Annotated in this window: 19 protein-coding genes; 7 read left to right on the top strand and 12 right to left on the bottom strand. The window is 65.6% G+C overall.

Annotation, left to right across the window (positions count from 1 at the left end):
• Positions 1 to 128: 128 nt before the first annotated feature.
• On the top strand, positions 129 to 1292 hold the full coding sequence (locus MNAB215_RS25255; RefSeq protein ID WP_077081215.1) for a hypothetical protein: 1164 nt from the start codon (positions 129 to 131) through the stop codon (positions 1290 to 1292).
• Here MNAB215_RS25255 and MNAB215_RS25250 read toward each other — a convergent pair whose 3' ends face one another.
• The 3 genes from MNAB215_RS25250 to MNAB215_RS25240 all read right to left on the bottom strand — a co-directional run bounded on the left by MNAB215_RS25250 (position 1293) and on the right by MNAB215_RS25240 (position 7523).
• Positions 1293 to 2939: a serine/threonine-protein kinase gene (locus tag MNAB215_RS25250; protein WP_077081214.1), complete on the bottom strand. Its 1647-nt coding sequence runs from the start codon at positions 2937 to 2939 to the stop codon at positions 1293 to 1295.
• A 242-nt stretch (positions 2940 to 3181) separates the two neighbouring features.
• Positions 3182 to 6271, bottom strand: coding sequence for an MFS transporter (locus MNAB215_RS25245; RefSeq protein ID WP_245830477.1), 3090 nt, complete (start codon positions 6269 to 6271; stop codon positions 3182 to 3184).
• Positions 6272 to 6440: 169 nt separating this feature from the next.
• Complete coding sequence (locus tag MNAB215_RS25240; RefSeq protein WP_245830397.1) at positions 6441 to 7523, bottom strand: adenylate/guanylate cyclase domain-containing protein; 1083 nt, start codon at positions 7521 to 7523, stop codon at positions 6441 to 6443.
• A 758-nt stretch (positions 7524 to 8281) separates the two neighbouring features.
• Here MNAB215_RS25240 and MNAB215_RS25235 point away from each other — a divergent pair.
• Entirely contained in the window at positions 8282 to 10021 is a 1740-nt protein-coding gene (locus tag MNAB215_RS25235) for a cyclic nucleotide-binding and patatin-like phospholipase domain-containing protein (RefSeq protein ID WP_077081212.1), read from the top strand.
• 11 nt (positions 10022 to 10032) lie between these two features.
• On the opposite strand, the gene MNAB215_RS25230 is transcribed toward MNAB215_RS25235, so the two are convergent.
• Complete coding sequence (locus tag MNAB215_RS25230) at positions 10033 to 10434, bottom strand: response regulator transcription factor (RefSeq protein WP_077081211.1); 402 nt, start codon at positions 10432 to 10434, stop codon at positions 10033 to 10035.
• A 37-nt stretch (positions 10435 to 10471) separates the two neighbouring features.
• A complete protein-coding gene (locus tag MNAB215_RS25225; RefSeq protein WP_083746246.1) occupies positions 10472 to 11695 on the bottom strand; it encodes a sensor histidine kinase in 1224 nt (407 codons plus the stop codon).
• Positions 11696 to 12023: 328 nt separating this feature from the next.
• On the opposite strand from MNAB215_RS25225, the gene MNAB215_RS25220 reads away from it, so the two are divergent.
• The gene (locus MNAB215_RS25220) at positions 12024 to 13523 is read left to right on the top strand and encodes an adenylate/guanylate cyclase domain-containing protein (RefSeq protein WP_077081209.1); all 1500 of its coding nucleotides are present in this window, start codon (positions 12024 to 12026) and stop codon (positions 13521 to 13523) included.
• 51 nt (positions 13524 to 13574) lie between these two features.
• Here the strand turns inward: MNAB215_RS25220 and MNAB215_RS25215 are convergent, their stop codons facing one another.
• Together MNAB215_RS25215 and MNAB215_RS25205 are read right to left on the bottom strand one after the other, a co-directional pair.
• Positions 13575 to 15401, bottom strand: a complete 1827-nt coding sequence (locus tag MNAB215_RS25215; RefSeq protein WP_077081208.1) for a serine/threonine protein kinase PknE — start codon at positions 15399 to 15401, stop codon at positions 13575 to 13577.
• A gap of 263 nt (positions 15402 to 15664) precedes the next feature.
• A complete protein-coding gene (locus tag MNAB215_RS25205; RefSeq protein ID WP_077081207.1) occupies positions 15665 to 16006 on the bottom strand; it encodes a hypothetical protein in 342 nt (113 codons plus the stop codon).
• Positions 16007 to 16321: 315 nt separating this feature from the next.
• Between MNAB215_RS25205 and MNAB215_RS25200 the strand changes: the two genes are divergently transcribed.
• Entirely contained in the window at positions 16322 to 16807 is a 486-nt protein-coding gene (locus MNAB215_RS25200) for an SRPBCC family protein (protein ID WP_077082321.1), read from the top strand.
• Positions 16808 to 16814: 7 nt separating this feature from the next.
• Here MNAB215_RS25200 and MNAB215_RS25195 read toward each other — a convergent pair whose 3' ends face one another.
• From MNAB215_RS25195 to MNAB215_RS25180, 4 genes are all read right to left on the bottom strand, one after another.
• The gene (locus tag MNAB215_RS25195; protein ID WP_077081206.1) at positions 16815 to 17534 is read right to left on the bottom strand and encodes a pyrimidine reductase family protein; all 720 of its coding nucleotides are present in this window, start codon (positions 17532 to 17534) and stop codon (positions 16815 to 16817) included.
• Positions 17535 to 17576: 42 nt separating this feature from the next.
• Positions 17577 to 18017 carry a flavin reductase family protein gene (locus tag MNAB215_RS25190; RefSeq protein ID WP_077082320.1) on the bottom strand — a complete coding sequence of 147 codons (441 nt, stop codon included), beginning with the start codon at positions 18015 to 18017 and terminating at the stop codon, positions 17577 to 17579.
• Between the two features lie 119 nt (positions 18018 to 18136).
• Positions 18137 to 19123 (bottom strand): LLM class F420-dependent oxidoreductase, encoded by a 987-nt coding sequence (locus MNAB215_RS25185; protein WP_077081205.1) that lies wholly within the window; start codon positions 19121 to 19123, stop codon positions 18137 to 18139.
• A 17-nt stretch (positions 19124 to 19140) separates the two neighbouring features.
• The gene (locus MNAB215_RS25180; protein ID WP_077081204.1) at positions 19141 to 20223 is read right to left on the bottom strand and encodes a zinc-binding metallopeptidase family protein; all 1083 of its coding nucleotides are present in this window, start codon (positions 20221 to 20223) and stop codon (positions 19141 to 19143) included.
• Positions 20224 to 20315: 92 nt separating this feature from the next.
• Between MNAB215_RS25180 and MNAB215_RS30610 the strand changes: the two genes are divergently transcribed.
• Positions 20316 to 22226: a serine/threonine-protein kinase gene (locus MNAB215_RS30610; protein WP_077081203.1), complete on the top strand. Its 1911-nt coding sequence runs from the start codon at positions 20316 to 20318 to the stop codon at positions 22224 to 22226.
• Here MNAB215_RS30610 and MNAB215_RS25170 read toward each other — a convergent pair.
• Entirely contained in the window at positions 22223 to 23371 is a 1149-nt protein-coding gene (locus MNAB215_RS25170; RefSeq protein WP_077081202.1) for an FAD-dependent oxidoreductase, read from the bottom strand. The genes MNAB215_RS30610 and MNAB215_RS25170 overlap by 4 nt on opposite strands.
• 369 nt (positions 23372 to 23740) lie before the next feature.
• Between MNAB215_RS25170 and MNAB215_RS25165 the strand changes: the two genes are divergently transcribed.
• The gene (locus MNAB215_RS25165) at positions 23741 to 24127 is read left to right on the top strand and encodes a DUF1003 domain-containing protein (RefSeq protein ID WP_245830396.1); all 387 of its coding nucleotides are present in this window, start codon (positions 23741 to 23743) and stop codon (positions 24125 to 24127) included.
• An 82-nt stretch (positions 24128 to 24209) separates the two neighbouring features.
• Positions 24210 to 25040, top strand: a complete 831-nt coding sequence (locus tag MNAB215_RS25160) for a hypothetical protein (RefSeq protein WP_077082318.1) — start codon at positions 24210 to 24212, stop codon at positions 25038 to 25040.
• The last annotated feature ends 2 nt before the right edge of the window (positions 25041 to 25042 follow it).

Raw genomic sequence — 25042 nt, 5'->3', positions numbered from 1 at the left:
GGGGTAATCCGCATCAGCGGAGCTTGGTGATCCCCCAAACCCCCACGCCCGCCGACTCGCGAGAAGCTGCACATTTCGCCGCGCACACGATAGGTTCTCACAGGATCGACTTCTGATCAGGGGAGAACATGGGCCCATTTGACGGCGGCCAGCAGCGGCGCGCCTTCGAATACGAGGCATACCAGGCGCTGTGGCGGCTGTGGCTCACCGCTCGGCGGTCCGCGGGCGGTACCAGCAATTGGGACTCGGCGTGCGAACTGCTGCAGACCTACTACACCGTCGGCCAGGCCCGACGGGACACCGAAGTTTGCGCGATGCGGATCCGCTATCTGGAGATCGCCGAGCCTGCGCCCCGGCTCGCCGACTTCGTGCCCGAACCTCCGTACGCGGGCATCCCCGATGCCCCGCGGCGGCTCGACCAGGCTCGCTACGACTACCGCCTGGCCCGCGCACGGCACCCGCAACGCGAACAGCACCGCCTCCGGGAGCTGGAGACGACCAGGGCGCTCTATGCGGCGATGCGGGACGCCCAAGCCAGAGCCCAGGCGGCGGCCGAGCTGGCTCGCCGGCGGGAGTGGCAGCAAAGCCGGTGGCCGGAAGGTGTTGTCCTGGAAGCCGACATCTACCAACTCGACGGCCTGTCGGATCAGGTGAAGGTGCAGAACTCGAGAATTGAATCTCGAGTGCGGGCTCTGACCGGCCTGCTGCATGACGGATTAAAGCATCTGCCGGACGCGCCTGCGCGCGATCTGGGCCAAAGCTACCGCGCCGGCGACGCGGCCGCAGTAGCGGCCCACGCGGCATCGGTTCTGGCGGGCCTGCCGGTGCCGCGCTGTATCAGTCCCGTTGCCACGGCGGCGTTTGCCGCGGAAGCGCGCGAATTGGTTGTCGAATACCAGCTCCCTACGGTTGACGTCATTCCGGCGGCCGAGTCGTACCGGTACGACGAAGATCAGGAGGTGGTCGTCGGGACCGAGCGACCGGCGTCGCAGGTAAAAGTGTTGTATACCAATACTATTGCGCAACTGACACTGCTATCGCTGGCGGCCATCCTGGCGCTCGATATCGGGCGTCACATCGACGTCGTGGTATTCAACGGTGTCGTCGATGCACTCGATCCGCGCAGCGGTCAACCAATTCGGCCGTGCCTGATCACTGCGCGGGTCACCGCGGAGGAGTTCGCCGCACTCGACGTCACCAACGCCAGCGCGAGCGCGTGTCTTGACCGGCTTTGCGTGGAAATGTCGCAGGACCCAGCGGAATTCGTCCCGGTGCGACCCGCGCCGGGCTGATCAGCTGTACGCGTCCCACCATTTGTGTAAGTCGGCGACGGCCTGGTCGCCGGTGACCTCAGAGAGCATCAGCTTTTTATCAAAGGTCCAGATCAGATTCGGGTGGTCGTTGGAGGTTCCACACGCGATCATGCCGCCGGTCACGTTCGGAGCTCCGGTGGGTTGCCAAGGAGCGGGCGACTTTCCCTCCCCGGGGCAGTCTCCGAGGCTGACATTGGCGATGTCAGCATCGAAGGCTTTCTTCAGGGTGTCGAAATCCGGAAATAGCCCGTAGGTGGCGCGGGTAGGCCCTCCGGGCTGGGTGTTCTGCCCGCATGACAGCACCGTCGCCGCGCTTGCCCAGATGCTGCCCGGGTCGGGATTGGCTGGCGTGCATGTGCCACTGGCGTAGCCGGACGGGAGCAGACTCGGCAGTTTGGATTCGTCATCGCTGGTTGCTCGGCCGGACGGCCGTACGGGTTTCGCCACGCTCGTCGTTGGATGGTCGCTGGATGATGTGGATGGTGATGTGACTAGCCAGGTGCCAACGGCACCGACGACGACGGCGACGGCGGCTGCGGCGGCGATGATCGGCCAGCGTTTAGGTTGCCGCGGCGCTGTGGGCTCGGTGGTTATTGCGACGCTGGGCTGTTCTGCTGGCGGGCTCGCAGGGCCGTCGCCGGGGTGGTCGCCAGCGGGTAGCGCGCCACTTTCGGAGGTCGATGTCACCGGGTTAATGGCCGTGTGTGCCGCAGTGGGCACCTGGGAAGCAGCGATCGGCCGGATCGCGGTGTCATTATGTCGCAGGATGGTGGCCGCCCGGTGCTGGTCCGGGTTGCTGAGCGCCTCGTGGGCAGCGGCGGCCAGGGCGCCGGCGCTCTCATAGCGGTCGTCGGGGTTTTTCGCCATGCCACGCTCGATCACAGCGTCGAAAGCCTTTGGGACGCCTAATCCTTCGGTGCTGGGACGGGGTGCGGGTTCCATCATGTGCGACGTGATCAGCACACCGGTGTTGTCGGCACGGTAGGGCGCTTCGCCGGTCAGGCACTCGTAGAGCACACAGGCCAGCGCGTAGACGTCGGCGCGGGGCGTCACCTCGCCATTCGAAAACCGTTCGGGGGCCATGTATTTCCACGTGCCCACGGTGGTGCCGAGTTGGGTGAGTTTTTCATCGGTTTTCGCGCTGGCGATGCCGAAGTCCACCAGATAGGCGAAGTCGTTGCGGGTGACCAGGATGTTCGGCGGTTTCACGTCGCGGTGCGTCACTCCGGCGGCGTGGGCGGCATCGAGAGCCGAGGCGACCTGGTAAACGATGGCAACCGCCCGTGGGGCGGGAAGTGCCCCCTCTTTTTCGAGCACATCGGCCAAGTCGACACCCTCGATGAGGCGCATCTCCAGAAACAGTTGCCCGTCGATTTCGCCGTAGTCGTGAATGGGAACGACGTGGGGCTCTAACAAACGGCCGGTGATGCGGGCTTCGCGTTCCATCCGCTTGCGGAACATCGGATCTTGGCTGAACGTGCGCGACATCAGCTTGAGCGCCACCGTCCACTGCTTGACCGTGTGCTCGGCCTCGTAGACCTCGCCCATCCCGCCGCGCCCCAACAGCCGCTTGAGGTAGTAGGGCCCGAATGTCGTCCCTATCCGCGAGCCCTCTGCGCCGCTCATCGCTGACTCCTTAACATCAACTCACAACGCCTGGCGAGATCGACGACCCCAGACCTACTCACGGCCGTGGCTCCTGATAGGTCTCGCCGCTCGAAAAGTACAACATTGCGCCGTGCCCCGCGTGCCTGTCGTGGCCTAGCCGGTGCGCCGTCGCGCCGGCCCGCCGCCGAACCCCGAAGCGGGCGGTTCCTGGAAACAGCCCAATCATTTTCTGCGGCAACATATTTCGGACATCCCCACGCTCATCGCTCCAGCAGCGTCAGGATTTGCGGCAACGCCTCACGGGTTGCGGCGCGGCCGGCCTCGCGGGCTTGGTCGATTTGATGGAACTCCAGCAGTCCCACGCCACGGGTGCTGGGCCGGATCACCGCGTCGGCCTGGTTCAAGGTGGTCGCCGCCGCCAGCCCGCTGCCCATCATCATCGTGCGCATCAGGGTTTCGGCGATCCCGGGAACCCTTGGGGGACCGGAAGTTTGAGCGAGGGAGGACGGCGTCGTGTCCCCGCCGAACCCGACGGCCACCGCGATGCGGGGGCCCTCGCCACCGGACAGTGCCGAGACGGGCAGATTGTCGAGCACACCCCCGTCGACGTGCAGCGTGCCGTCGTAGACGTAGGGCGGAAAGATTCCGGGCAGGCGCAGCGAACAGCCCACGGCGTCGGCGAGCAGACCCCGTCGGTGCACCACGGGCTTACGGGCGAGCAGGTCGACGCTGACGCAACGGAATTCCTTGGGCAGCTCCTCCACCAGTCGCCCGTCGTACGCCTGACGCAACAAGGCGGGGATGCGCCGGCCCCGCGTCAGCCCCTTGACCGGCACGGTGTAGTCGGTCATCGGGTTGGTGCGGATGAAGTACTCGTACACGTAGGCGTCCACGCCGGCCGGGTCCAGACCGGTGGCCGCCAGTGCGCCGACGATCGCTCCCATGCTGGTGCCGGCGATTCGGTCGACCTCCACCCCGGCGGCGTGCAGTTCCTCGAGCACCCCGAGGTGGGCGAACGCACGCGCGCCGCCACCACCGAGGATCAACCCGACAGAGCGACCCGTGATGCGCGCGGCGAGAGGGCGCAGTTCCTCGGCCGAGCCGCCGGGCCGAACCGTGTGCACCGACCGCGGCGTCAGCAACGCTTCCCACGCGCGCCGCTGCTCTCGGTTGGCGGTCGGGCCGGCCAGCACCAGATCCGCACCGACGGCACGCGCCGGCAGCGGGGCCGAGGGCGGCGCAGGGTCCGCGGCGACGAGCACGATCCGGTCGGCCGCGCGCAGGCAAAAGTCCCGCCAGGGCGCGTCGTCTGTGCCCGCCTGCAGCACCACCTTGTCCGCGGATCGCTCCGCCCGCTCCAGCCCATCGCGGGAGACCCGGCCCGGATCCACCGCCCGCACGTCGCGGGACAGGTTCGTCAGCAGTGCCTCGGTCACCGCCCGCACCGGGGCGCCGGCGTCGACGCCGACAACCGCGACCACCACATCCGATGAGGCGGAGCGCGATACCGCCGGCGGCGGCAATTGCTGCAGCCGGGTGGCCAGGCCGCGGACCAGCGCGCCGAGCACACGCGCGTCGGCGATCGTGTCGAACTGGGCCTTGGTGAGGCGCACCAGCGTGGAGTCGCGCACGGCTTTGATCGAGGCGGACCGGGGAGCACCGGTGAGCAGACCGAGTTCGCCCATCACCTCGCCGCGGCCCAATTCCCTGAGCACCACGTCGCCCTGGAGGACCTGCAGGCGGCCGTTGCGCACGATGTACAGAGCGTCGGCGACATCGCCCTGGTGGAAGAGGTAGGAGCCGGCGTCGAGCTCCACGTCCTTGGTGGTACGCCGCAGCTCGGACAGCGGCTCCGGGTTGAGCCCCGCGAACAGCGGCAGGCTCTCGAACAGGTCGGCATCGGGGGCGAGTGCCGCCGTCGTTGCGGCGTGTGCCGCCACCCGCGTGGGCGGTCGGGACTCGAGCCGGGGCGCGGGCCGGGGTTCGCTGTCCGCGGCGGCCACGTGATTGGTGCGGCCCAGGAACAGCGCTCCGAGCGCGACGGCCACAAAGCAGACCGCGGCCAATCCCCATCCGCGCCGCAGCGCCTCGACGGCCTCGCCGCGGGCCGGGGTGCCGATCAGGACCACCAGCAGCGCGACGCCGATGACGGCGCCGAGCTGACGGCTGCTGCTCACCACCGCCGACGCGGTTGCGTAGCTGCCGCCCTTGGCTATTCGGGCCAGGGCGGCGCTGCCGAGCAGCGGCAGCGTGGCGCCCACCCCGAGGCCTTGCAGCACCTGTCCGGGTAGCCAGTCGCCGAGGAAGTCCGGATGTGTTCCGACGCGCTGCAGGTACCAGATCAGGCTGCCGGCCCAGATCAGCGCGCCGACAAAGATGATCATGCGGTGTCCGTGCTTGTCGGCGACCTTGCCCAGGACGGCCGCGACGACCGCGGCGATGAGTGCGGCGGGTGCGACGGCGAGGCCCGTCTGGAGCAGGTTGTAGCCCCATACATTGTTGAGGTACAGGACGTGCGTGAGGAGATACGCGTAGAAGCCGGCGCCTGCCACGATGGTCAGCGCATTGCCGACGAAGAACGACTGGATGTGCAGGTATGCGGGCTCGATCAGCGGCGCTGGATGGTATCGGGAGCTCAGCACGAATCCGACCAAAGCGACGGCGGCGGCCACGAAGGACCCGACGGTGCCCGCGCTGGCCCAGCCCCAGTCCGGCCCCTTGATCAATCCGAGGGTGAGCAGCCCGAGCGCGGCCGCGAGCAACACCGCCCCGCGCAGGTCGGGTACTCGCCGGACGCCAGGGGCGCGACTCTCGACCAGGTGACGCCGGGCGACGACGACGGCCAGGACGCCCAGCGGCAGGTTCACCAGGAACGCCCACCGCCAGTCCGATACCTGCACGATCGCCCCGCCGATCGGGGGGCCCAGGCCCGACGCGATGGCCGCGGCCGCACCCCACAACCCCACGCCGTGCGCGCGGCGCGCGACTTCGAATCCCTCGACCACCAGCGCGAGGGACGCCGGAACCAGCAGCGCGGCACCGACGCCCTGCAACACCCGGAACGCGACGAGTTGTTCGACGGAGTTGGCGATCGCGCACAACCAGGACGCAACCGTGAACAGCGTGACGCCCCAGATGAACAACCGCTTGCGCCCGAGGAGGTCGGCGAGCTTGCCTGCCGCGACGAGGAAGGCCGCAAAGACGATGTTGTAGGCATTGAGCACCCAGGACAGGCTGCTGATGCTGTAGGTCGGAAACGATTTCTGAATGTTCGGGAACGCGATGTTCACGATCGTCGAGTCCAGGAAGGCAAGAAAGGCACCGAACGCCGCCACCAACAGCACGGCCATCGACGTCGGCTGACGGCGCACGGTGAGCGGGACCGTCAGGCGCCGACGGCTGGGCCGGCTTCCGTTCGTGGGGGTCCCTGCGCCATACCCGTCGGCATCCCCTGGGCTACGTTCTGCCTGGGAAGTTCCGAGATCCATCCTTGATCTCCTGACGTGAAGCTGAGGCGGCTCAGTCGGACTTGTATACGGGCAATTCGGAGGTTGGTTCGGCAAGGCCCGGCCGCCCCGCGACGTCCGGCCGGACGACATCGCTACGCCCCGGCGATGTGTCCGAACCGGAGACCTGGCGGCCCAGGACGGGGAACACCATCTCCTTGCCGCGCCGGCCCTTCAGCTCGACCTGTTCGCCCTCTCCCCATCGGAAGTGCGCCTCGACGGTGCGCCGCACGCCGGTGGTCACCATCACCGAAGCGCGTCCCTGTCGCCCGGCCAGGCCGGCCAGCCGGAACGCGACGTTGGTCGAGTCACCGATCACCGCCTCGACCGATCTCGTCATGGCGGCCAGCGCGACGGTGCCCACCACCACCCCCCAGCCCATCCGGATCGGCGAACCGTCGGGGCTGCGCAACGGCAGTTGTGGAGCGAGCCGGTCGACAAGCTCATTGGAAGCGAGGGCGAAGTCGATTGCTCGCTCACCCGCGTCCGGGAACCTGCTCGCCTCCCAGATCGCGAAAATCGCGTCGCCGGCATAGTGATTGAGGGTGCCTTTGTGGGCCTGCAACACCTGGCCTACCTCGTGCCACAGGGTGTGCAGGCTCTGCGCGACGACTTGGTCGTCGGTGACTTCGGAAATCGTTGAGTAGTTGATGATGTCCCCGACCACCAACACCATGGCGGACTGACTGATCCGGGTTCGGGTGACGCCCGGCAGCCCACCCTGGTCGATGGCGGTGAACCGCTGGGAGTTGAAGGTCATTGTCACGTCGGCAACCCGGATCTCGTCGCCGGGCCGGATCGGGCGCGGGACCGCACGTTCGAGCCGCATCCCGTTGAGCAACGTGCCGTTGGTGCTGATGTCGATGACGAAAGCCTGATCGGCCACGGCGTCCAACCGGATTTCGAGGTGATTGCGGGAGATCTCCGGATCCGGGATCACCAACCGGCGCGATTCGTGGATCCCGGCGCATTCGCGGCCGACGAACATCTGGTCATAAATCGGCACGTTGCGTTGCGAGCCATCCTGTTCCACGATCAGGAATCCCAACGGCTCGTCGGAGTGGCCGCCCCGCATGGGGATAGAAGAAGACGTCATCATTGCCCCGTTACTAGCCGTCGTCGCGAAAATCCGGTTGGTTGGGTGGCCCTGCGCCGACGCGGCGGGGGACGGAGCCGGCGTCGCCCCAGAGCGACTTGCTCGGCAGCACTTGTGATCCCAGTGCCGTTAATGCCCACGCTCCTCCGCAGTCATGATGTCGCTGCGCTTTCGTGACGCGGCGCCATTAACCGGGCGTTGGGGCTGGTTCGCCGATCATCAAACGCGTGGTGGTCTTCCCGATGAATCGACCCACCGCGGTCCCGCTGATCGGCTGGTCCGTCGAGGTCACGGCTGTCCTTAGTGCCGGCGATTGTTGATGTTGCGGACATTACCTGAAACGAAGGGGTGCGTTTGGGAATTTGCGATATGGCCTACGTCGGCGGAACCACGGGTGACTTCCCGGTTAACTAAAGGCGACATCTGTACCCGAATTCGCGGGACTCCAGTGTGTCACTCATCACTTGGGATTCTCTCTGCCGCAAAAGGATTCGAACTAAGCCTGGCGGTAGTAATAATGGGCGAATTAGTAGTGAGCCTGCGGCTATGGCGACAGCGAACGAACGATAGTTCGCCGAAGTTCTGGCAAAGTCTTGGAGCAGGGCCACCGGTCGGCGGATAAGCTCCCGACCGACACCAGCTTCTCTTTTGGACCGTCGGGGAGGAATGCGTATGCACTCAGCAAACCCGGTTACGGGCCGATGCCGTATCGCGCCGGCTCGTGTTGCGCTGGACCAGCGCCGGGTGCCGGCCAATTCATGACCGCCAGACGCAAATGGCGCGTGGCCGACGCGCGGACCGCGCTCCGGAATGTTCCGATTCTCACCGATATCGACAACGAGCAACTCGACCAACTCGCGGGCGCCGTTGACCGCCAGCACATCACGGCCAATGAATGGCTATTCCACGTTGGCGACCCGTCGGATGCCATCTATGTGATCGACTCAGGGCGATTCGCGGCGGTGGGCACCGACGGGGAAGTGTTTCGCGAGATGGCCTCCGGTGACTCGATCGGAGACTTGGGCGTGATCGCCGGCGAAACTCGCTCGGCCGGAGTGCGCGCGCTTCGCGATGGTGTGGTGTGGCGGATCGCCGCCGAGACGTTCACCGAGGTGCTCGCGAAGACCCCGCAACTACAGTCCGCGATGCTGCGGGTGATGGCAAGGATGCTGCGGGAGTCCCGCTCTGTCAACATCTCTCAAAGTCCGAGGGTGGTCGGGATACTGGCGACCGGGGGAGCCGTCGCAGCCCCGGTCGTCGACGCGATCACCACCCGCCTGCGGTCACTCGGTCGCACCGCCGTCGTCGCGCCACCCGTCGAAACCACCGCTGCCGCCGCAGATCACGGCGAACTCGTCGAAGCGTTCAGCGAGACCCTTGACCGGGCCGAACGCAGCAACGACTGGGTCCTGGTGGTAGCCGACAGCGGTTCGGGCGAGCTCTGGCGGCGATATGTTGTCGCGCAAAGCGATCGACTCGTCGTTCTGGTGGACCAATCCCATCCGCCCGAGCTACTCGAGCGCCTCGATACCCAGGGGCCTGTGCACCTGATCACCATGACCGAACCCGACCCCAGCTGGTGGGATGTGCTGGAGCCGGTGTCGCATCACCCCGGCGACGACGCGGGCATCGCCGCCTTGGCGCGCCGCATCGCCGGCCGCTCGCTCGGTCTGGTGCTGGCGGGTGGTGGCGCCCGCGGTCTCGCCCACTTCGGTGTGTACGAAGAACTCACCGCGGCAGGTGTCGTGATCGATCGGTTCGGCGGAACGAGCGCCGGTGCGATCGCCGCGGCAGCCTTCGCGATGGGGATGGGGGCGGAGGAAGCGACCGATGCGGCGCGCAAGACCATCGGAAACGTCAGCCCGCTCGGCGACTACACGCTGCCGGCGATCGCGCTCACCCGAGGGGGCCGCATCGATCGCATCGTGCAGGAAATCTTCGGCGGCCTGTTGATCGAGCACCTGCCCCGCGGATTCTTCTCCGTCTCCACGGACATGATCAACGGCGACCAGATCGTCCATCGGCGCGGATCGCTGTCGCTGGCTGTTCGCGCGTCGATCTCGATCCCCGGTCTTCTTCCGCCGGTGCAAGACGCCGAGCGACTCCTGATCGACGGCGGCTTGCTGAACAACCTTCCGGCCGACGTGATGTGCGCGGACCAGGACGGCGAGGTCATTTGCGTCGACCTACGCCGAAAGTTCTTGCCGTCGAGGGGGTTTGGGTTGCTTCCTGCCTTCGTTCAGCCTCCCGGTTTGGTGCGGCGGCTGCTCACCGGCACCGATGCGGTGCTGCCGCCGCTGCAGGAGACGTTGCTTCGCACTGTCGATCTCGCGGCCTCCAACGGCAACCTGCTCGACCTTCCGCGAATCGCCGCCATCATCGAGCCCGACATCTCGTCGATCGGCCCGCTGGACTTCAAGAAGTTCGAAGCCGCGGTTGAGGCGGGGCGCGCGGCGACGCGCGCGATTCTGGAGGCGCAGCCGGACCTCGTTGCCTGAGCCGCGGATGCTCAGGCGGCGAACATGATCTGACGCAATGCCGAGAAGTCCAGCGGCTTGGTGAAATAGCCATGGGCACCGAGATCGGCCGCTCGCCGGGTGTAGGTTTCGGTGTCGTAGGCGGTGGCGAGATAGACGCGGACGTGCGGCCACGTGTGTCGCACGCGTTCAAGCAATTCGAGGCCGTTCATCACCGGCATCTCGATATCGCTGACGACCAGGATGACATCGGGGTCGGACGCCTCCAGAATGTCGAGGGCTGTGCGGCCGGTGTCGGCGAACTGCATAACCACCGCACCGGAACGAATTTCACGGCGGAACCGCTGGCGAAACAGCGCCTCGATGTCAGTTTCGTCGTCAACGATCAACACATGAATTGCCTTGTGTGCGACCGCGTTATCGCTTCCGTCCATAGTGGTCAACTCCTCAGTTGTGTTGCCGTCAATAGCTTTACGCGGGCGCCGCCGTCTTAGCCGACACCGATTCGAGCGGGAGCTTGACGACGAAGCGAGCGCCTGCTCCTGGCTCGCTGGTTACCCCGAGCTCGCCCTGGTGGCGATTATCGACGATGTTCTTGCTAATGGATAATCCAAGTCCGGTGCCACCGGTGTGGTACTTGGTGGTGAAGAACGGTTCGAAGATGCGACGCAGTGTCTCGGGATCGATGCCCGGCCCGTTGTCGCGCACGGTCACCGATGCCCACTTGTCGTCGTGTGCTACCGAGATGTGCACCTCCGCAACCTGATCGGGGGTTGACGAAGCGGCCTCGATACCGTTCATCACGAGGTTGATCATCACTTGGACGAGGTCGCCCTGGAAGCCGCGGACGACCGGCTCGTCGTCATCGAATTCGAGGTGGATCGCGCAACGCGCACCCTGGTGACTGGCGCGCCACGAATGCTCCGCAAGGGCCGCGCTCTGCTCCACGATGTGGTTGAGTTGACACGGCTGAGCGTCGCCGGCGTGCGAACGACCGACTTGAAGCATCGTTGCCATCACGGCGAGCGCCCGTTGCGCGTGGTGCGTGATCTTGGCCGTATTCGCCTCGAGGTCTGCGACCAGGTCCGCGCTATCTTCGTTGGCAACGTCCCGTAGCTCGGCGCAGAGTTCCAGGTTCAACTCGGCGAAGTTCACCACAAAGTTCAGCGGGTTCTTCGTTTCGTGAGCGACCCCGGCGGTGAGCGTGCCCATGGCGGCCAGCTTGGCCTGGTCGATCAGGCTTTGACGAAGATCCCGTTCGGCCTGCTGGCTCGAATCGAGGGCACTCAATAGATAATTGAACGCTGCCGCCGTGCGGCCGAATTCATCCTCGCAGTAGAGGGGAAGGGCATAGCGCGGCGCCAACGGCTCCCAAGAATCGGTTCCGACGCAGCTGGCGATGTCGTCCCGGGCCGCCAAGAGCCGCGCCGACACCACGTGTAATCGATGCCGCACAACCCGGCTTACCAGACGGTAGTTCAGGAGACCCACCACGAACCCAGCGGTCACGCTGATGGCCAAGGGCGCGGGCCGAAACACTTCGTCGACGCTCATTCCTAACGACAAGAGGAAGAGTCGCAACGTGACGGCGACGATCATCCCAAAACCGATCATCGCCAAAGCGAGGTTCCAGAAGACCCTGCTTGTCGGCCACGGGCGTCGGACCTTTGGGGCGCTCTCTGCTGTTTCCACCATGCCTCACCGGTGATCGCTATTCATCCGCAGTGTAGGGAATCACGCCGACTCTGGCGCGGGAACTCTTGAGATCGCCTCCATCCCGCCACTGGGCGGCTCCGGCACGCTGCCGAAATCCGTTGTAGCGGTAAATTGATACTCGTCTGAAGCGCACAAGGCGAGGCTCCGCGACCGAATGCCGCCGTGCGATTCGTCACCACCCGTTCACCTCCAGATAGCTTCTGGGTGTTGGTCATTCAACGGCGGCCGCATCCGAAAGTCGGCTACGATACGCAGGAACTTTAGCTAGCCTTAGGGAGCGCGATGCAGGTGGACGGCGCGTAACGGGATGGTGAATGCCCAGCCCTCGCATCACCGTCCCGACGCGTCGTCGGAGGAGTTCGTAGCGTCTGAAACCCAGCCGGTGCGGCTACTCGTCGTCGATGACGAGGAAGACGTCGGAGCGCTTTTCCGGGGCCGCTTTCGCAAGGAGCTGCAGCGCGGCGAGTACGACCTGAGCTTCACGACCGATCCCATTCAGGCGCTGAAAATGGTTGATGCGAGACCCAATCTCGAGGTGCTCATCACCGACCTGAACATGCCCCGGATGAACGGCATCGAATTGCTCGCCGAGGTCTCCAAGCTGCATCGCCCCCTGAAGACCATCGTGCTCACCGCGTACAACGACCTGGAAAATGTGCGAGCCGCGATGATGCGGGGGGCCTTCGACTTTCAAGTGAAACCACTCGACGTGGTAGACCTCCGGGCCACCATCGCCAAGGCAGTCAGCATCGTGCGACAGCTGCAAGCCGGCGAGGAAGCCCGGCAGCGCGCAGTCGAGTTGACCGAACAGAAACAACGCGTCGAAGACATCTTCGGCCGTTACGTGGGCCCAGTGGTGAAAGCACAGCTTTTGGCGCGCCCAGAAGGACATCTGGGCAGTGAGCGACGCACCCTCACGGTACTGATGGCCGACATCCGCGGTTTCTCCGTATTGTCCGAGGTTCTCGCACCCGAGCAGGTTGTGCAGGTGCTGAACGGATTCCTCGAGCGCGCAACCGAAGTCATGTTTCGCCGACATGGAACGATCAACGAAATCCTGGGCGACGGCCTGCTGGTCTTCTTCGGCGCACCGATCACCGACGACCATGCGCCCCAGAACGCGGTGGCCGCCGCCCTCGAGTTACAGCTGGCGATGAATGACCTCAATGCCAGTCATCGCGGGCAGGGGCTTCCCGAACTCGCACTCGGCGTCGGCGTGCATTCCGGTGAGGCCGTCATCGGCACCATCGGCTCGAAGCGGCGGCAGAAGTACACCGCGATCGGCAGGACCGTCAACCTTGTCGCTCGGATCGAGTCACATACCGTCGGGGGACAGGTACTGGTCTCGGACTGGACGTACGACGAGATCAAAGACATCGCAGACACTTTGGGGTCCTTCCAGCTGCACGCCAAGGGCTTCACAGACCCGATTACCGTCTACGACATCAGAGGTCTGGCCGGGGAGTACGACCTGCAGCTCCCCAGCGCAGACCGGACGTTGAATGTCCTCGCGGTGCCCAGGGCAATCCGTCTAGCGATCATCAAGGACAAGATCATCGGCGACCAGCACCCGGCCGAAGTGATCGCCGGCGGCGAGGAAGCACTGCGAGTCCGCACCGAAGCAGCGGTCTCTCCCTTTGACGACCTCATGCTCGATGTCGCGGGCAGACAGGCGTTTGTGAAGGTCATCGAATGTGACAGTCAAGAAGGGGTGTGTGACCTGTTCGCCGTCTACACGTCGGTTCCCGCCGAGGTCCGCACCGCGCTGGCCGGTATGAATGGGACAGCGGCGATCGGGCCCGGATAGTCGGCCGGCGCCCGGATCGTTCCGCAAGGGACGCAACAGGTTTGGATGCGGTTAACCCAGCAGCTTGGTCAGCCAGGTTGGATCCTGGTAGTTCACCGCCTTGGTGCCATCCCAGACGAACGGGGTGCCATTGGCACTGAGCCCGGCCAGTGTCGCGTCGCCGGCGTCGGATTTGGCCTTGGCGGTGCTGACGTCTGCTCCGGATTTGATGCAGTTGATCACGCTGGCGTCGGCACCGACGCTTTTTGCCAGTTGCGCCAACTCCCCGTCGGCGCGATCCTCGGGAGCACCCTCCTGGGGCTGGAAGTCGGTTGCGAATATGCCGGCGTAGAAACTCATATACAGCTTTGGATCACTCTGGCCTGCAACGCAATACGTGGCAGCCACGGCTCGTGTCGAGTAGTTCTTGCTGTGCGACTTGTCGTCGAGGAAACTCAGCAGGTGATAGCGCACGGCGAGCTTTTTGTTGTTCACCGCGGTGTCGATGTCACCGGCGTTCGACCGGATGAAGCTGCCGCACGGGGGGCAGATGGGTTCGTTGAAGATGTCGATGGTTGTTGGCGCCGCCGAACTTCCCACGGACACGCCGTCGTCGAGGATGTTGAGCGTCACCGCGTCCGGCGGCGGCGCCGCCGTCGTCGTCGACCGGGACGAGGACGAGGAGGACGACGACCGCCACGGCTGGGCAACGACGAGCGCCACGCTCACGATGGCCACGACGACGGTGGCGACCACGGCAACCCACAACCAGGGGCTGCGGCGACGCGGGGGTGGGGGCGGACTCCACGCCAGTGCCCCCGCGCTACCCGGATCGCCGGGCGGCCAGGTGGGTGGGCCGCCCCAACCGGTCGGATGGGGCGGCCCACCGGGACCGTTGGGTGATCCGGTGGCGGACGTGGGCCACACCGGGCCGTGCGGCGGGGCGTGGCCCGCCATCGCCGGCGGTGCTGGTGTAAAGCCACTGGGCGGATGGCCGGCGAACGCGGCCGGCGGTCCAGCTGCCTCACTGCGCTGCAAGATATCGGTGGCACGATCCTGATCGCGGCTGGCCAGCGCCGCGTAGGCGGCGGCGGACAGATCGCTGCAGGTGGCATAGCGGTCCGCGGGGTCCTTGGCCATGCCGCGTGCGATCACGGCGTCGAATGCCGCGGGAATGCCCGGCCGCGCGGCGCTGGGCCGCGGGATCGCGTGATTCAGGTGGGCTCCGATCACCGAGACCTGATCGCCCTGATATGGCGGAGATCCGACGAGGCATTCATACAACACACAGGCCAACGCGTAGATGTCCGCTCGGTGGGTGATCTCGGATTCGCTGAACCGCTCCGGGGCCATGTACTTGAAGGTGCCAACCGTCGTACCGATCTGGGTCAGCTTCTCGTCGGAAGCGGCGCTGGCGATGCCGAAATCGACGAGATAAGCGAAGTCGTCCCCGCTCACCAGAATGTTCTCCGGCTTGACGTCGCGATGCATCACCCCGGCGGCGTGCGCCGCGTCGAGCGCCGAGCCGACCTGCCGCACAATCGCCACCGCTCGCGGGGGAGCCAACGGCCCAAAGCGATTCAGTAGGGTGGCGACATCAAAGCCGTCGATGAGCCGCATGTCCACGTAGAGCTGCCCGTCGATCTCACCGAAATCGTGGATCGGAACGACGTGGGGTTCCTGGAGTCGCCCCGCGGTACGGGCTTCGCGCTGCATTCGCGCCCGGAAGACGGGATCGTTGGACAGCGTCTGCGACATCAGCTTCAGCGCCACGATCCGCTCGCGCACGGTGTCCTCGGCCTCATACACATCGCCCATGCCGCCGCGACCCACCAGCCGCCGCAACAGATACGGCCCGAACTGCGAACCCTCCCGCGGATCCGCGTCCGTATCACCCATCGCCGACTCCTCAACCGCCAACCACGCTCCGCAAACCGAGTGCAACCATCCCCGCGCCCTCGTTCATCGCCCGCGCGGGGCACGAATGCACCGTGGCTTGCCAGGCATAAGGCTAATGGTTGCGGCAATCCCGGGACATGGTGAATAGGGAGAATGCCAGCAAATCGCCCAATGCGGGAGAACAGCGTGGCTGGCTGCGGCAAAGGCCGGCGCCCCGTACCAGCTGCGGTCCGGCGGCCCGGCGATCATTCGCCGGCCCGGGCTTATTGAAGCTCCTCGTCACCTGCTTTGCGTTCGCTGAGCCCCTCGCGCGACAGCGCCCTGACGAAGCCGTACGCGTGCATCCCCCCGGGGCCGGGGTTTTCGATGACCCATTCGTTGATTTTTCTCAGCGCGTCGGCTAAATCGTCACGCCTGACTCGGATGAGGTAGGTCTTTCTGTCGTCGTCGGGATCGTCGCCGGAGTCGGCGACGGCGACGGGGTTCTTGAACGCATAGGCGATGCCGTGCACGGCATCGTGGTTGAGCGCCCACAGAAGTTCGTTGGGCCGCACGTCCTTCACCGCCAAATTGCGATAGTCGTTCTCGTCCGCCGAATTGCTCACGTGGCCGATGGTCCTCCTCTGCGTACGGGCGAAACTGACCGTCCATCGGCTAAAGGCGTTGCAGCACAGTCAGTTCGGTCACGCTTAGGTGCTGCGTAATCGCGCTGAAACCAGGTGCTTGTCCCACGCTCGCGTTGGCCACCCCGATCGGGGTGCGCAGACGTCGATATCGCCATTAATCCACGGTGGCACAGCACGGGGGTGAGCGCGATTCGAAGCATGCGCCAGGCAGGCTTTCGCGCCCGGCGGATCATTGACGCCCGCCTTGTCCTGCGTCGTAGAGTGAGCGGCGAAGCCACCCACTGCGAGGTACGCATGACCGAACGCATCGAGATCCAACGCACTATTGCCGCTCCGGCATCCGAGATCTTCGCCGTGCTCTGCGACCCGCAGGGACACGTGGCGATCGACTCGACCGGGATGCTCCAGGACGCCGAAGGCGATCCGGTGGGGGCCGCGGGCGACAGTTTCGTGGTCCACATGGACCGCGAGGCACTGAATGACTATCCGCAACTCGGCAAGTACGACGTGACTGTCGAGATCAGGGACTTCGAACAAGATCGGCTGATCTCGTGGACGATCCTGGGCCAGCTTCGGCCCCAGATCGGCCACGTGTACGGCTGCCGGCTCGAGCCGGGCGAGGATCCCGCGGCCACCGTCGTCACCTCGTTCTACGACTGGTCGAACATCGAGCAGACGTGGCGAGACGCCGGTATTTTTCCGGTGATCTCCGAGGGTGCGTTGCGGGCGACGCTGGGCATTCTCGATCGCACCGTGCGCCGAGGTTACCCACGGGGCTGACCCTGGGCTAGCGGCGGTATCTCAGGAACATGTAGTCGTCGTGGATCAGCGCGTGCGCCAGCCGCAGTCTGGCAGGCACCGACAATTGTGACGGTCGCCGCCGCTTGTTGACCGGTTGTCCCGCTGCGAGCTTGGGGGCCACTGTCACGCAGAACTCATCGACGGCGTCGGCGTCCACCAGTTCATCGAGGAGCGTCGGTCCGCCCTCGCACAGGACGCGGGACAGACCATGAGCGCGCAGCAATGCGATGGCGCCCACCACATCCACCGAGCCCTCGCCGGCCACCAGCACACCGCAGCGTTGGTCGTCGGCTTCATCGTGTGGCGCAGCGGACTCCGCGCACGTCACCAGGAGCGGCGGCTGGTGTGGATTGCTGACCAGCGTGGGCGGCAACGCGCCGGTCCGGCTGATCACGGCAATCGGCGGCGGCTGGGTGCGCCCCGCGCGATGCCGTTGAGCCTGTTGAGCCTCGGTGAGCCGCACCGGGCCGTACTTCTCGGCGCGTGCGGTGCCGGCTCCGACCAGTACCACGTCGGCGAACCCCCGCAGGATCTCCAGCAGCTGTTGGTCGATTTCGTCCGACAACGGACCAACGCGACCGCCGAACGTGGCGGCACCATCGGCGCTGAAGATCATGTTGACGCGCACGCCCTGTGGCGGCTCGGCGTAGTAGGAGGCGAGTTCGGTGATGTCACCGACGGTGCCCATGAGCGGAGCGCCGCTCATAGTGCCCGCTCCACGGCGGTGCAGGTGGTATTCGCTCATTGATCAGGCCTGGTGTCCCGGTTTCAGGTCCCGAACATCGCCGTAGGACACCCACCGCTCGAGTTCGTGCGGTGGACTGCCGCCCACGGGCTCCAGCAGATGCCCGACATGGTCACCCAGGGAGAACCGATCGAGTATCTTGCCGGCGAACCACGCGGCCGCGTCGTCGAGGATGGGCATCTGCGCGGGACCGGAATGCCAGTGGCACCGCTCGAATTTGTTGACCGTGTCACCGGATTGGCTACCGAAGAGCTGCACGACGTCGAGGTGCTCGATGTCGAACACGTGCACGCCGAGATGGGTAGCATCGGCCGCCACGCGGAACGTGTGGTTCTTCGGCGACAGACCGATCAGGAAACGAGGCGGCTGGATGCTGGTTTGGCTGGCGAAGCCGACCAAGCATCCGGCCGCGACGCCGTCGACCAGCGTGGTGATGACGTACATCGGATAGTTCAGTAACGAGACAAGCTTGTCGAATGCATCAACCCCCACTGACACCCGTCCAGTCTTCCCATTCGGATCGAACGGGAATCATGCCGACGCGAATTCTTAGAATTTGGTGATTACCGCGGCGTGGATCCGAACTGCGGGAGCACCTCGGCGGCGAACAGCTCAAAATTATCGGCCAGGCTGTCGATGCGGCGCGGCGCGCGCAGATACACCCGGGTGATTCCCAACTCGGCGTAGGGGCCGAGCTGATCCACAATCTGCGCCGGCGAGCCGACCAGGGTGGTTCCGTCGAAGGTTTGCCAAGCATAGTTTTCCGGGTCGATCGCGGCGGTGGCCTGGCCCGCGGTGTGTCCCACTCCGACAAGGGCGCTCATGGAGAAGGTGATGCCGGCCGGATCCCGTCCGATCGCCTCGGCCGCCCCTCGCACCAAATCGATCTGAGCAGCGACGTCTCGGCTCATGAGTTCACTGCGCTGATGCTTTCCCGGCGCCCGGCGCCGGGAAGTCTGCAGATTGAATTCGTCGGCGAATCTCGCCGCCAGCGCGGGCGTGCGCTTCTTGCCCGTCCCGCCCAAAATGATTGGCGGGCCGGGGCTTTGCCATGGCTTGGGCAGGGCCGGCGAATCGATCAGTCGATAATGTTCGCCGGTGAAGGTGTAACGCTGCCCGGTGGGCGAGCGCCACAAACCGGTGATGAGTTCCAGCGCCTCGCCCAGCCGGTCGAACCGCTCGCCGACGGCCGGGAAGGGGATCCCGTAGGCGCGGTGTTCCGGCTCGAAATAGCCTGCGCCGATACCGAATTCGATGCGTCCGCGGCTCATCGCATCTACCTGTGCGACGATGATCGCCAGCGAGCCCGGGTGCCGGAACGTCACCGACGACACCAACGACCCGAGTCGAATGCGTGAGGTGTCCCGCGCGAGCCCGGCCAATGTCGTCCACACGTCGGTGGGACCGGGCTGACCGTCTCCCGCGAACGGCGCGTAGTGGTCGGACAGCAAGAACCCTGCGTATCCGAATTCTTCGGCCAACTGCGCGGATTCGCTGAGGTCCTGGTAGGTCGCGCCGTTGCTGGGATCGGTGAAGATCCGGCATTCCATGAACTCGACGATAACCGCTACGCCGGGTTCAGCGCTCCCGGCGTCATCGCCCGGTGCCGAATCACCTTGTGTACGAAGCCCAATTTGCGGATCACCGGGGGCGGAATCTCAAACGGGTAAAGCGGCTGCTTGCCCATCGCGGTGTTGATCCGGTTGAAGAACAGCGCCAACCACTTCCAGTCGTACAACAATTGCTCGATGGGAGCATCGGCGTAGGACTCGAGCGGCACGATGTCGCGGGGAACGGCGATGCGGGTCCGATCCGCCAGCAGCACCAAACCGGACTCGCGCACGGTGTTGATGGTGTCGGTGATGTGCAGATAGTGCGCGAAGCACTCGGCGAAATCCTCCCACGGGTGCATCGTGGCGTACTCCGAGATGAAGGAGTCCGTCCACTTCTCCGGCGCCCCGAATTTGTAGTGTCGCGCGATTTCGGCCTGGTAATCCGCACGTTCGTCACCGAACAGCTCCCGGCACTCCTCGAGATAGCGCACACCCGCACCGGTCTCCACGAGAAGGTTTTGGTAGTAGTGGCCGACCTCGTGCCGGAAATGGCCCAGCATCGTGCGGTACGGCTCGCCCAGCCGGACCCGCAGCGACTCGCGATGGGCGTCGAGCGATTCGGCCAGGTCGATGGTGATCACCCCGCCGGCGTGCCCGATGATGATTTGCTCTCCGGCGCTGTAGCTGGACAGCAGGTCAAAGGCGAGTCCGCCTGGGGTGCGCCAAAACGGATCCACCGTCAGCCCCAGGTCAAGCAGTTGGCAGGTGAGCCTGCGCAGGTCGACCGCGGTCGACACCAGCTTCTCCACGGCGATGGTGTCGTCGGCCGCCGGTTCGCGCCGGATCAGCGAATCGGCCAGGCAGCGGCCCCGGCCCGCCTGGTCCCGCTGTTCCTCGGGTACCAGCCAATTGCAGCCGAGGTCGGCGGCCTTGGTGCAGGCAATCCAGTGACCACCGCCGACGGCCGCGCGGTCCGACGACGTCGCCACCATCGATGCGGTTGGCGCGTGAAATGCCAACTCGGCCTGGCAATTCGGGCACCGGTGCGACTCGAATGCCACGAAGCCCCGGCACACCGGGCAGGCGAATGCGCGCACGCGATCATCGTGTCACACCATCGCAGCCGTCGCCCCAAGGCACGAGTTCATTTCTCAGGTGATTGCGGGGCGCAGGATCTACCATTTTGGCCATGTCCCTCGCGGTCGGCCAGGTGTTCGCCGGATACACGATCCTGCGCATGCTGGGTGGGGGCGGAATGGGAGACGTGTACGTGGCGTCGCATCCGCGGTTGCCGCGCGAGGAAGCGTTGAAGGTGTTGCCGGCCGATTACACCGACGATCCCGAGTATCGGGCACGATTTGCGCGTGAGGCCGACCTGGCGGCCGGGCTGTCTCATCCACACATCGTCGCGGTGCACGACCGCGGTGAGGCAAATGGGCAGTTATGGATCTCGATGGAGTATGTGGCCGGCACCGACATGGCCCGGCTGCTGCGCACGAATTACCCGGGCGGGATGCCGCTGAACGAGGTAGTGCCGATCATTGCCGCGGTCGCCTCCGCGCTGGATTATGCGCATCATCGCGGGTTGTTGCATCGCGATGTCAAGCCCGCCAACATCCTGCTGACCGATCCCGACGGGCAGGCCCGCCGTATCTTTCTGGCCGACTTCGGCATTGCGCGGCGCATCGATGATTCGTCAAACCTGACCGCCGAGAACACGACGGTGGGCACCGTGGCCTACGTCGCGCCCGAGCAGCTGCGGGGTGAGCCAGTCGACGGGCGCTGCGACCAGTACTCGTTGGCCTGCACGGCATTTCAGTTGCTGGTCGGCGAGCCGCCGTACGTCCACCCGAACCCGACCGTGGTGATCGCCCACCACATCAACTCGCCGCCGCCGTCGATCGCCGTGCACCGCCCCGACCTTGCCGCGCTGGAATCGGTCTTCGCCACAGCGATGGCCAAGCAACCCGCCGACCGGTTCAGGAGTTGCGGGGAGTTCGCCTACCAATTGGGTCAGCACCTGACTTCGCCGTCCTACGGCGTCGGCGTCCCCGTTGCCTGGTACGCCCACGACACCCAGCCGGCGATAGATGTTGTTGCACCACTTCCCGTTCGGAGCCGGGTGACGGGGCGTCCAGGCATTCTGATTGCCGCGCTCGTTGCGGTTGGGTTGCTGATTGTCGGCGGTGTTTATGCCATCGTGAAACTTTCCGGGCATCATGGACCGGCTGGCGCTATAGCCTCGAAACCGTCTGTCACACAACCGAACCCACCACCCGGTAACGCCGCCGCCTCGCTGGCTACCTTCACGGGGACTTATCGGGCGGACTTCGGCCCGGTAACTGATCTGGACGGCAATGCTGTTGCGGGCCCGCCGCCGTCGACGGGTACCTACGGGGTTCGATCGGAGTGTGGAGCCTCCGGGTGCGTGGCAACGGCGGCGCGGCTTAACGGTGAGCCCACCTTCGCGCCGAGGGCGGTGTTCGACGGGTTGAGCGGTAGTTGGGTGGCGGTGTCCCTGACGTCCAGCCCATGCCGGGACAGTACCGGGGAAATCTGGGAGGTCTTCACGCTGCAACCGCGTCCCGACGGCACGCTCACCGGCCAGCACACCAGGAGTGCGAGAAATAACTGCCACGAGACCCGCACCGTGACCTTCACCCGTACGGGCGACGTCGATCCGGGCAGCCTCCCCGACCCGGCCACCCTGCCTCCGCGGGTGGTGTCACCGGCGCAAGCGTTACGCGGTCACTACCAGCTCAGCCGGACCTTCGCCAAGGGGCAGCCGCAGGTGCTGGGTGACAGCGCTCTGCGCACCGACTGTCAACGCAACGGCGTGCGATGCATGAGCTACTTCCACTCCAAGATGGGCGACGTACCACTGGTTTTCAGCGGCTCGACCTGGATCTGGGCCGAGAATTCGGACGGGAAGTGCCAGAACGGCAGCCCGGCGCACCTGAACGCGTCCGCGCAATATCCGTTGCCCAAGCCGCCACAGGATCCGATCGCACTACTTGCCGGGCACGGTCACTGGGAGCAGAGCGGTTCCTGTTCGGTCAACCTTGACTTCGACGAAACATTCACGCGCACAGGCGATTAGTGGGCTCGCGAGTCGGTCGGTCGGAGCGGCCGATCATCTCGTACACCCCGGTACATGCCCCACTTGACGACCCACGGCATCACCACCCGTTGGACCGACCAGGACGGCAGACGGAACGCCTGCCCGGTGGGCAGGAAGACCTCCAGCCCGTTGGGCTGGATACCCACCAGTGAGCCCCATCGCCGTCCTGGCGTCCGGTAGCTACGCAGCGGTCGACCGGTAAACGCGGCCCGGACGTTGTGCGCCACCAGCGAATCCCCGCGGTTGCGGGCGGAGCTGCGCAGGGGATCGGTTGACGCGACGTCTCCGACCGCAAAGACGCCCTCATGACCGGGCACCCTGAGCTCTGATGTCACGCGGACGAATCCGTCGTCGTCGAGCAGTTCGGTCGGCAGCCAGTTGGTGTTGGGTTGCACCCGCCCGATCGCCCAGAGCACTGCGTCGGCGGAGGCCGGGGGCTGGCCGGTGCTCCACTCGACCGGCCTACTGGTGATCTCGCCGCCGGCGGACCCGTTCGGAACCACCGCACGATGTCCCGAATACACGCCGACGCCGAGGTCATTCAGGCGGCTTCGAATGCGTTTCCAAATGCGTGGGTGATACCCGAGCAGGGCACTTTCTCCCGGGAAGTACAGGTCAATCCGCTTGTTGGGCCATGTGGTTGCCAAATTGACGGCGCTGCTGACCGCCGCCGCACCGCCGCCCAGCACGATCACCGATTCGGCTGCGGCCAGGCGATCGTGCGCGGCGCGCAGTCCGGCGCCGATCTCGTCGGCCGATTCGATCGTCGGCTGGCGCCAGAAGCCATTGCTGACTCCTGTCGAGATCACCAGCGCGTCGAACTCCTCGGTGACCGCCGCGCCGCCGGCATCCCGGCCGAACACGGTGCGCGCCGCCAGGTCCACTCCCGTCAGCTCGGCCTGCACCGTCCTCACCCCATCCAATCGGCGGTACCGGTCGAACGAAATCCAGTAGTCGCGGGCCCAATCGTCCGGCCGGGCCAGGCGCACGCCCAGTTCCTGGCCGCTGACCAGCGCCGGCTTGACCGAGATTCCGACGACGTCGGCGTGCGGGGCCAGCCGGATCGCGGCCAGCAGACCTACGTCGCCCAACCCGGCGACGACGACACGCTTGCGGTTCGGCATTCTGCTCAATCTCCTTGCGCCGTAGCAAATTGCAACGGACGGCAACGGGCGTAGGCAACGACGATCGGATCCATGCGGGCCTCCCTGAACAATCGGCAAACTGTAACACGTTCTATCAAGGGCGAAATTGGGTAAACCGGCAGGCGGCGGGCCAGCTCGCCGCCGCCCACCCGGGCCGCGGGATTGGGACTACTACCATTAGCCAGCGGCCCACCCGACCGCCGACATGTGCCTGCCGACGCGACCGAGCTCGCGCCCTGGCACCGAAAGGAGCGGCTCAGCATGACCACCCAAGCGGACGACCATCGGCACAGCCCACAACTGATTCCGCGCCGTCTACTGCGGAGCGGACAGCTTCACCATCCGGCTGTGCTCGAGGAAGCCAAACGACGAAGCGAAAAGTTCCAGTTGCGCCTGGCCGACCGGATCACGTCGTTTGCCGGATCGATGAACTTCGTCTGGCTCCATGCCGCGTTGTTCGGGGTGTGGATGGTGTTGTTGGAACGGAGCCCATGGCCGACCTTGACGTTGGTAGTCTCGCTCGAGGCGATCTTCCTGTCGACGTTCGTCATGATCGGCCAGAATCGCCAGGCGGCTTTCCAGCAAGCCAGGGCCGACCATGACTTCGAGAGCCAGGAACTGGAGCTCAAAACCAACACCCAGCTCACCCGCGAGATCCATGTACTCACCGAGGAGTTGCACAGGCGCTTCATCGATCAAGCATCCGGTGGTGACGCCTCGCGACCTTCAGACTGACGAGTCGCAACGAAAACTGTTGATAGGCGGGGTGATTGCCCGGACAGGTGAGGGGGAGCGCAGGGTGGAGTTGCCGCTGGCGATGCGCCCACATGTGCGTGCCGCCGTCGTCACCTTCGCACGTGCGTCGGCTCCCCGCCCAGCCGCGGCACGACGAGCCGCCAAGGACTTCCAGCAAGGACTCCTGCCCGCGGTGTGGGCCGAGATCTGCTGGGCATTCACCCCGCCACGCACCTGGCTGATGGGTGTGGTGGCCAACATGGTCTTCGCCGTCGGATGGCTGCTGGTACAGCCGCTCACCGCTGGCCGGCACCAAGATTGGGTGATCTTGGTCGGCACCTACTTCTCGTCGTGGATCCTCGCCGATGTCACCACCACCAACGTGCTGGGCGCCGACCACTACCGGGTGCTGACAGCGGTGCGCGACGGCGTGCCGATGTCGCGGATCCTGCTGATCAAGAACCTGGCCCTGCTGATCATCGTCGGGCTGCCCACCCTGGTGGCAGCGATGGCTCTGACACTGTGGCTGGAAACGCCTGAGCGCCTTGCCATCACGATCCCCACGGTCGCGGTGCCGATCATCTCCTGGCTGGGCGTCGGCAACGTGATCTCGGCGCTGCACCCGGTGAGCGTCGAGCCGCTGACTCGGCGCTGGCGGCAACGTCACGACCGTCGCCGCACCAGAGGTTGGATCCTGGCTTTGACGTTGCCCTACGCCTTGTACTACATCGCCGACCCGATGAACGGGGTAGAGCATCGGGTGTTGTGGACGCAGTTGCCCGCACTGATCTGGCCGGTATTCGGCAGGGACACCAAAAGCTTCGTACACCTGGCCATCGCCCTCGGCGTGTGGCTGGGCGGTAGCGTCGCTGCCCTGCTCTGGGTGCACAAGCGCGGGCTGCGCATCAAGTGAGA

Source organism: Mycobacterium numidiamassiliense, from assembly GCF_900157365.1.
Lineage (GTDB): Bacteria > Actinomycetota > Actinomycetes > Mycobacteriales > Mycobacteriaceae > Mycobacterium > Mycobacterium numidiamassiliense.
This window is presented reverse-complemented; position numbering and strand designations above follow the sequence as displayed.

Coding starts and splice junctions, on each gene's coding strand:
- MNAB215_RS25160 (WP_077082318.1), top strand. CDS start 24,210: ATGCGCCCACATGTGCGTGCCGCCGTCGTCACCTTCGCACGTGCGTCG.
- MNAB215_RS25235 (WP_077081212.1), top strand. CDS start 8,282: ATGACCGCCAGACGCAAATGGCGCGTGGCCGACGCGCGGACCGCGCTC.
- MNAB215_RS25240 (WP_245830397.1), bottom strand. CDS start 7,523: ATGACGTCTTCTTCTATCCCCATGCGGGGCGGCCACTCCGACGAGCCG.
- MNAB215_RS25185 (WP_077081205.1), bottom strand. CDS start 19,123: ATGGAATGCCGGATCTTCACCGATCCCAGCAACGGCGCGACCTACCAG.
- MNAB215_RS25255 (WP_077081215.1), top strand. CDS start 129: ATGGGCCCATTTGACGGCGGCCAGCAGCGGCGCGCCTTCGAATACGAG.
- MNAB215_RS25190 (WP_077082320.1), bottom strand. CDS start 18,017: ATGTACGTCATCACCACGCTGGTCGACGGCGTCGCGGCCGGATGCTTG.
- MNAB215_RS25170 (WP_077081202.1), bottom strand. CDS start 23,371: ATGCCGAACCGCAAGCGTGTCGTCGTCGCCGGGTTGGGCGACGTAGGT.
- MNAB215_RS25230 (WP_077081211.1), bottom strand. CDS start 10,434: ATGGACGGAAGCGATAACGCGGTCGCACACAAGGCAATTCATGTGTTG.
- MNAB215_RS25200 (WP_077082321.1), top strand. CDS start 16,322: ATGACCGAACGCATCGAGATCCAACGCACTATTGCCGCTCCGGCATCC.
- MNAB215_RS30610 (WP_077081203.1), top strand. CDS start 20,316: ATGTCCCTCGCGGTCGGCCAGGTGTTCGCCGGATACACGATCCTGCGC.
- MNAB215_RS25220 (WP_077081209.1), top strand. CDS start 12,024: ATGGTGAATGCCCAGCCCTCGCATCACCGTCCCGACGCGTCGTCGGAG.
- MNAB215_RS25215 (WP_077081208.1), bottom strand. CDS start 15,401: ATGGGTGATACGGACGCGGATCCGCGGGAGGGTTCGCAGTTCGGGCCG.
- MNAB215_RS25245 (WP_245830477.1), bottom strand. CDS start 6,271: ATGGCCGTGCTGTTGGTGGCGGCGTTCGGTGCCTTTCTTGCCTTCCTG.
- MNAB215_RS25225 (WP_083746246.1), bottom strand. CDS start 11,695: ATGGTGGAAACAGCAGAGAGCGCCCCAAAGGTCCGACGCCCGTGGCCG.
- MNAB215_RS25250 (WP_077081214.1), bottom strand. CDS start 2,939: ATGAGCGGCGCAGAGGGCTCGCGGATAGGGACGACATTCGGGCCCTAC.
- MNAB215_RS25195 (WP_077081206.1), bottom strand. CDS start 17,534: ATGAGCGGCGCTCCGCTCATGGGCACCGTCGGTGACATCACCGAACTC.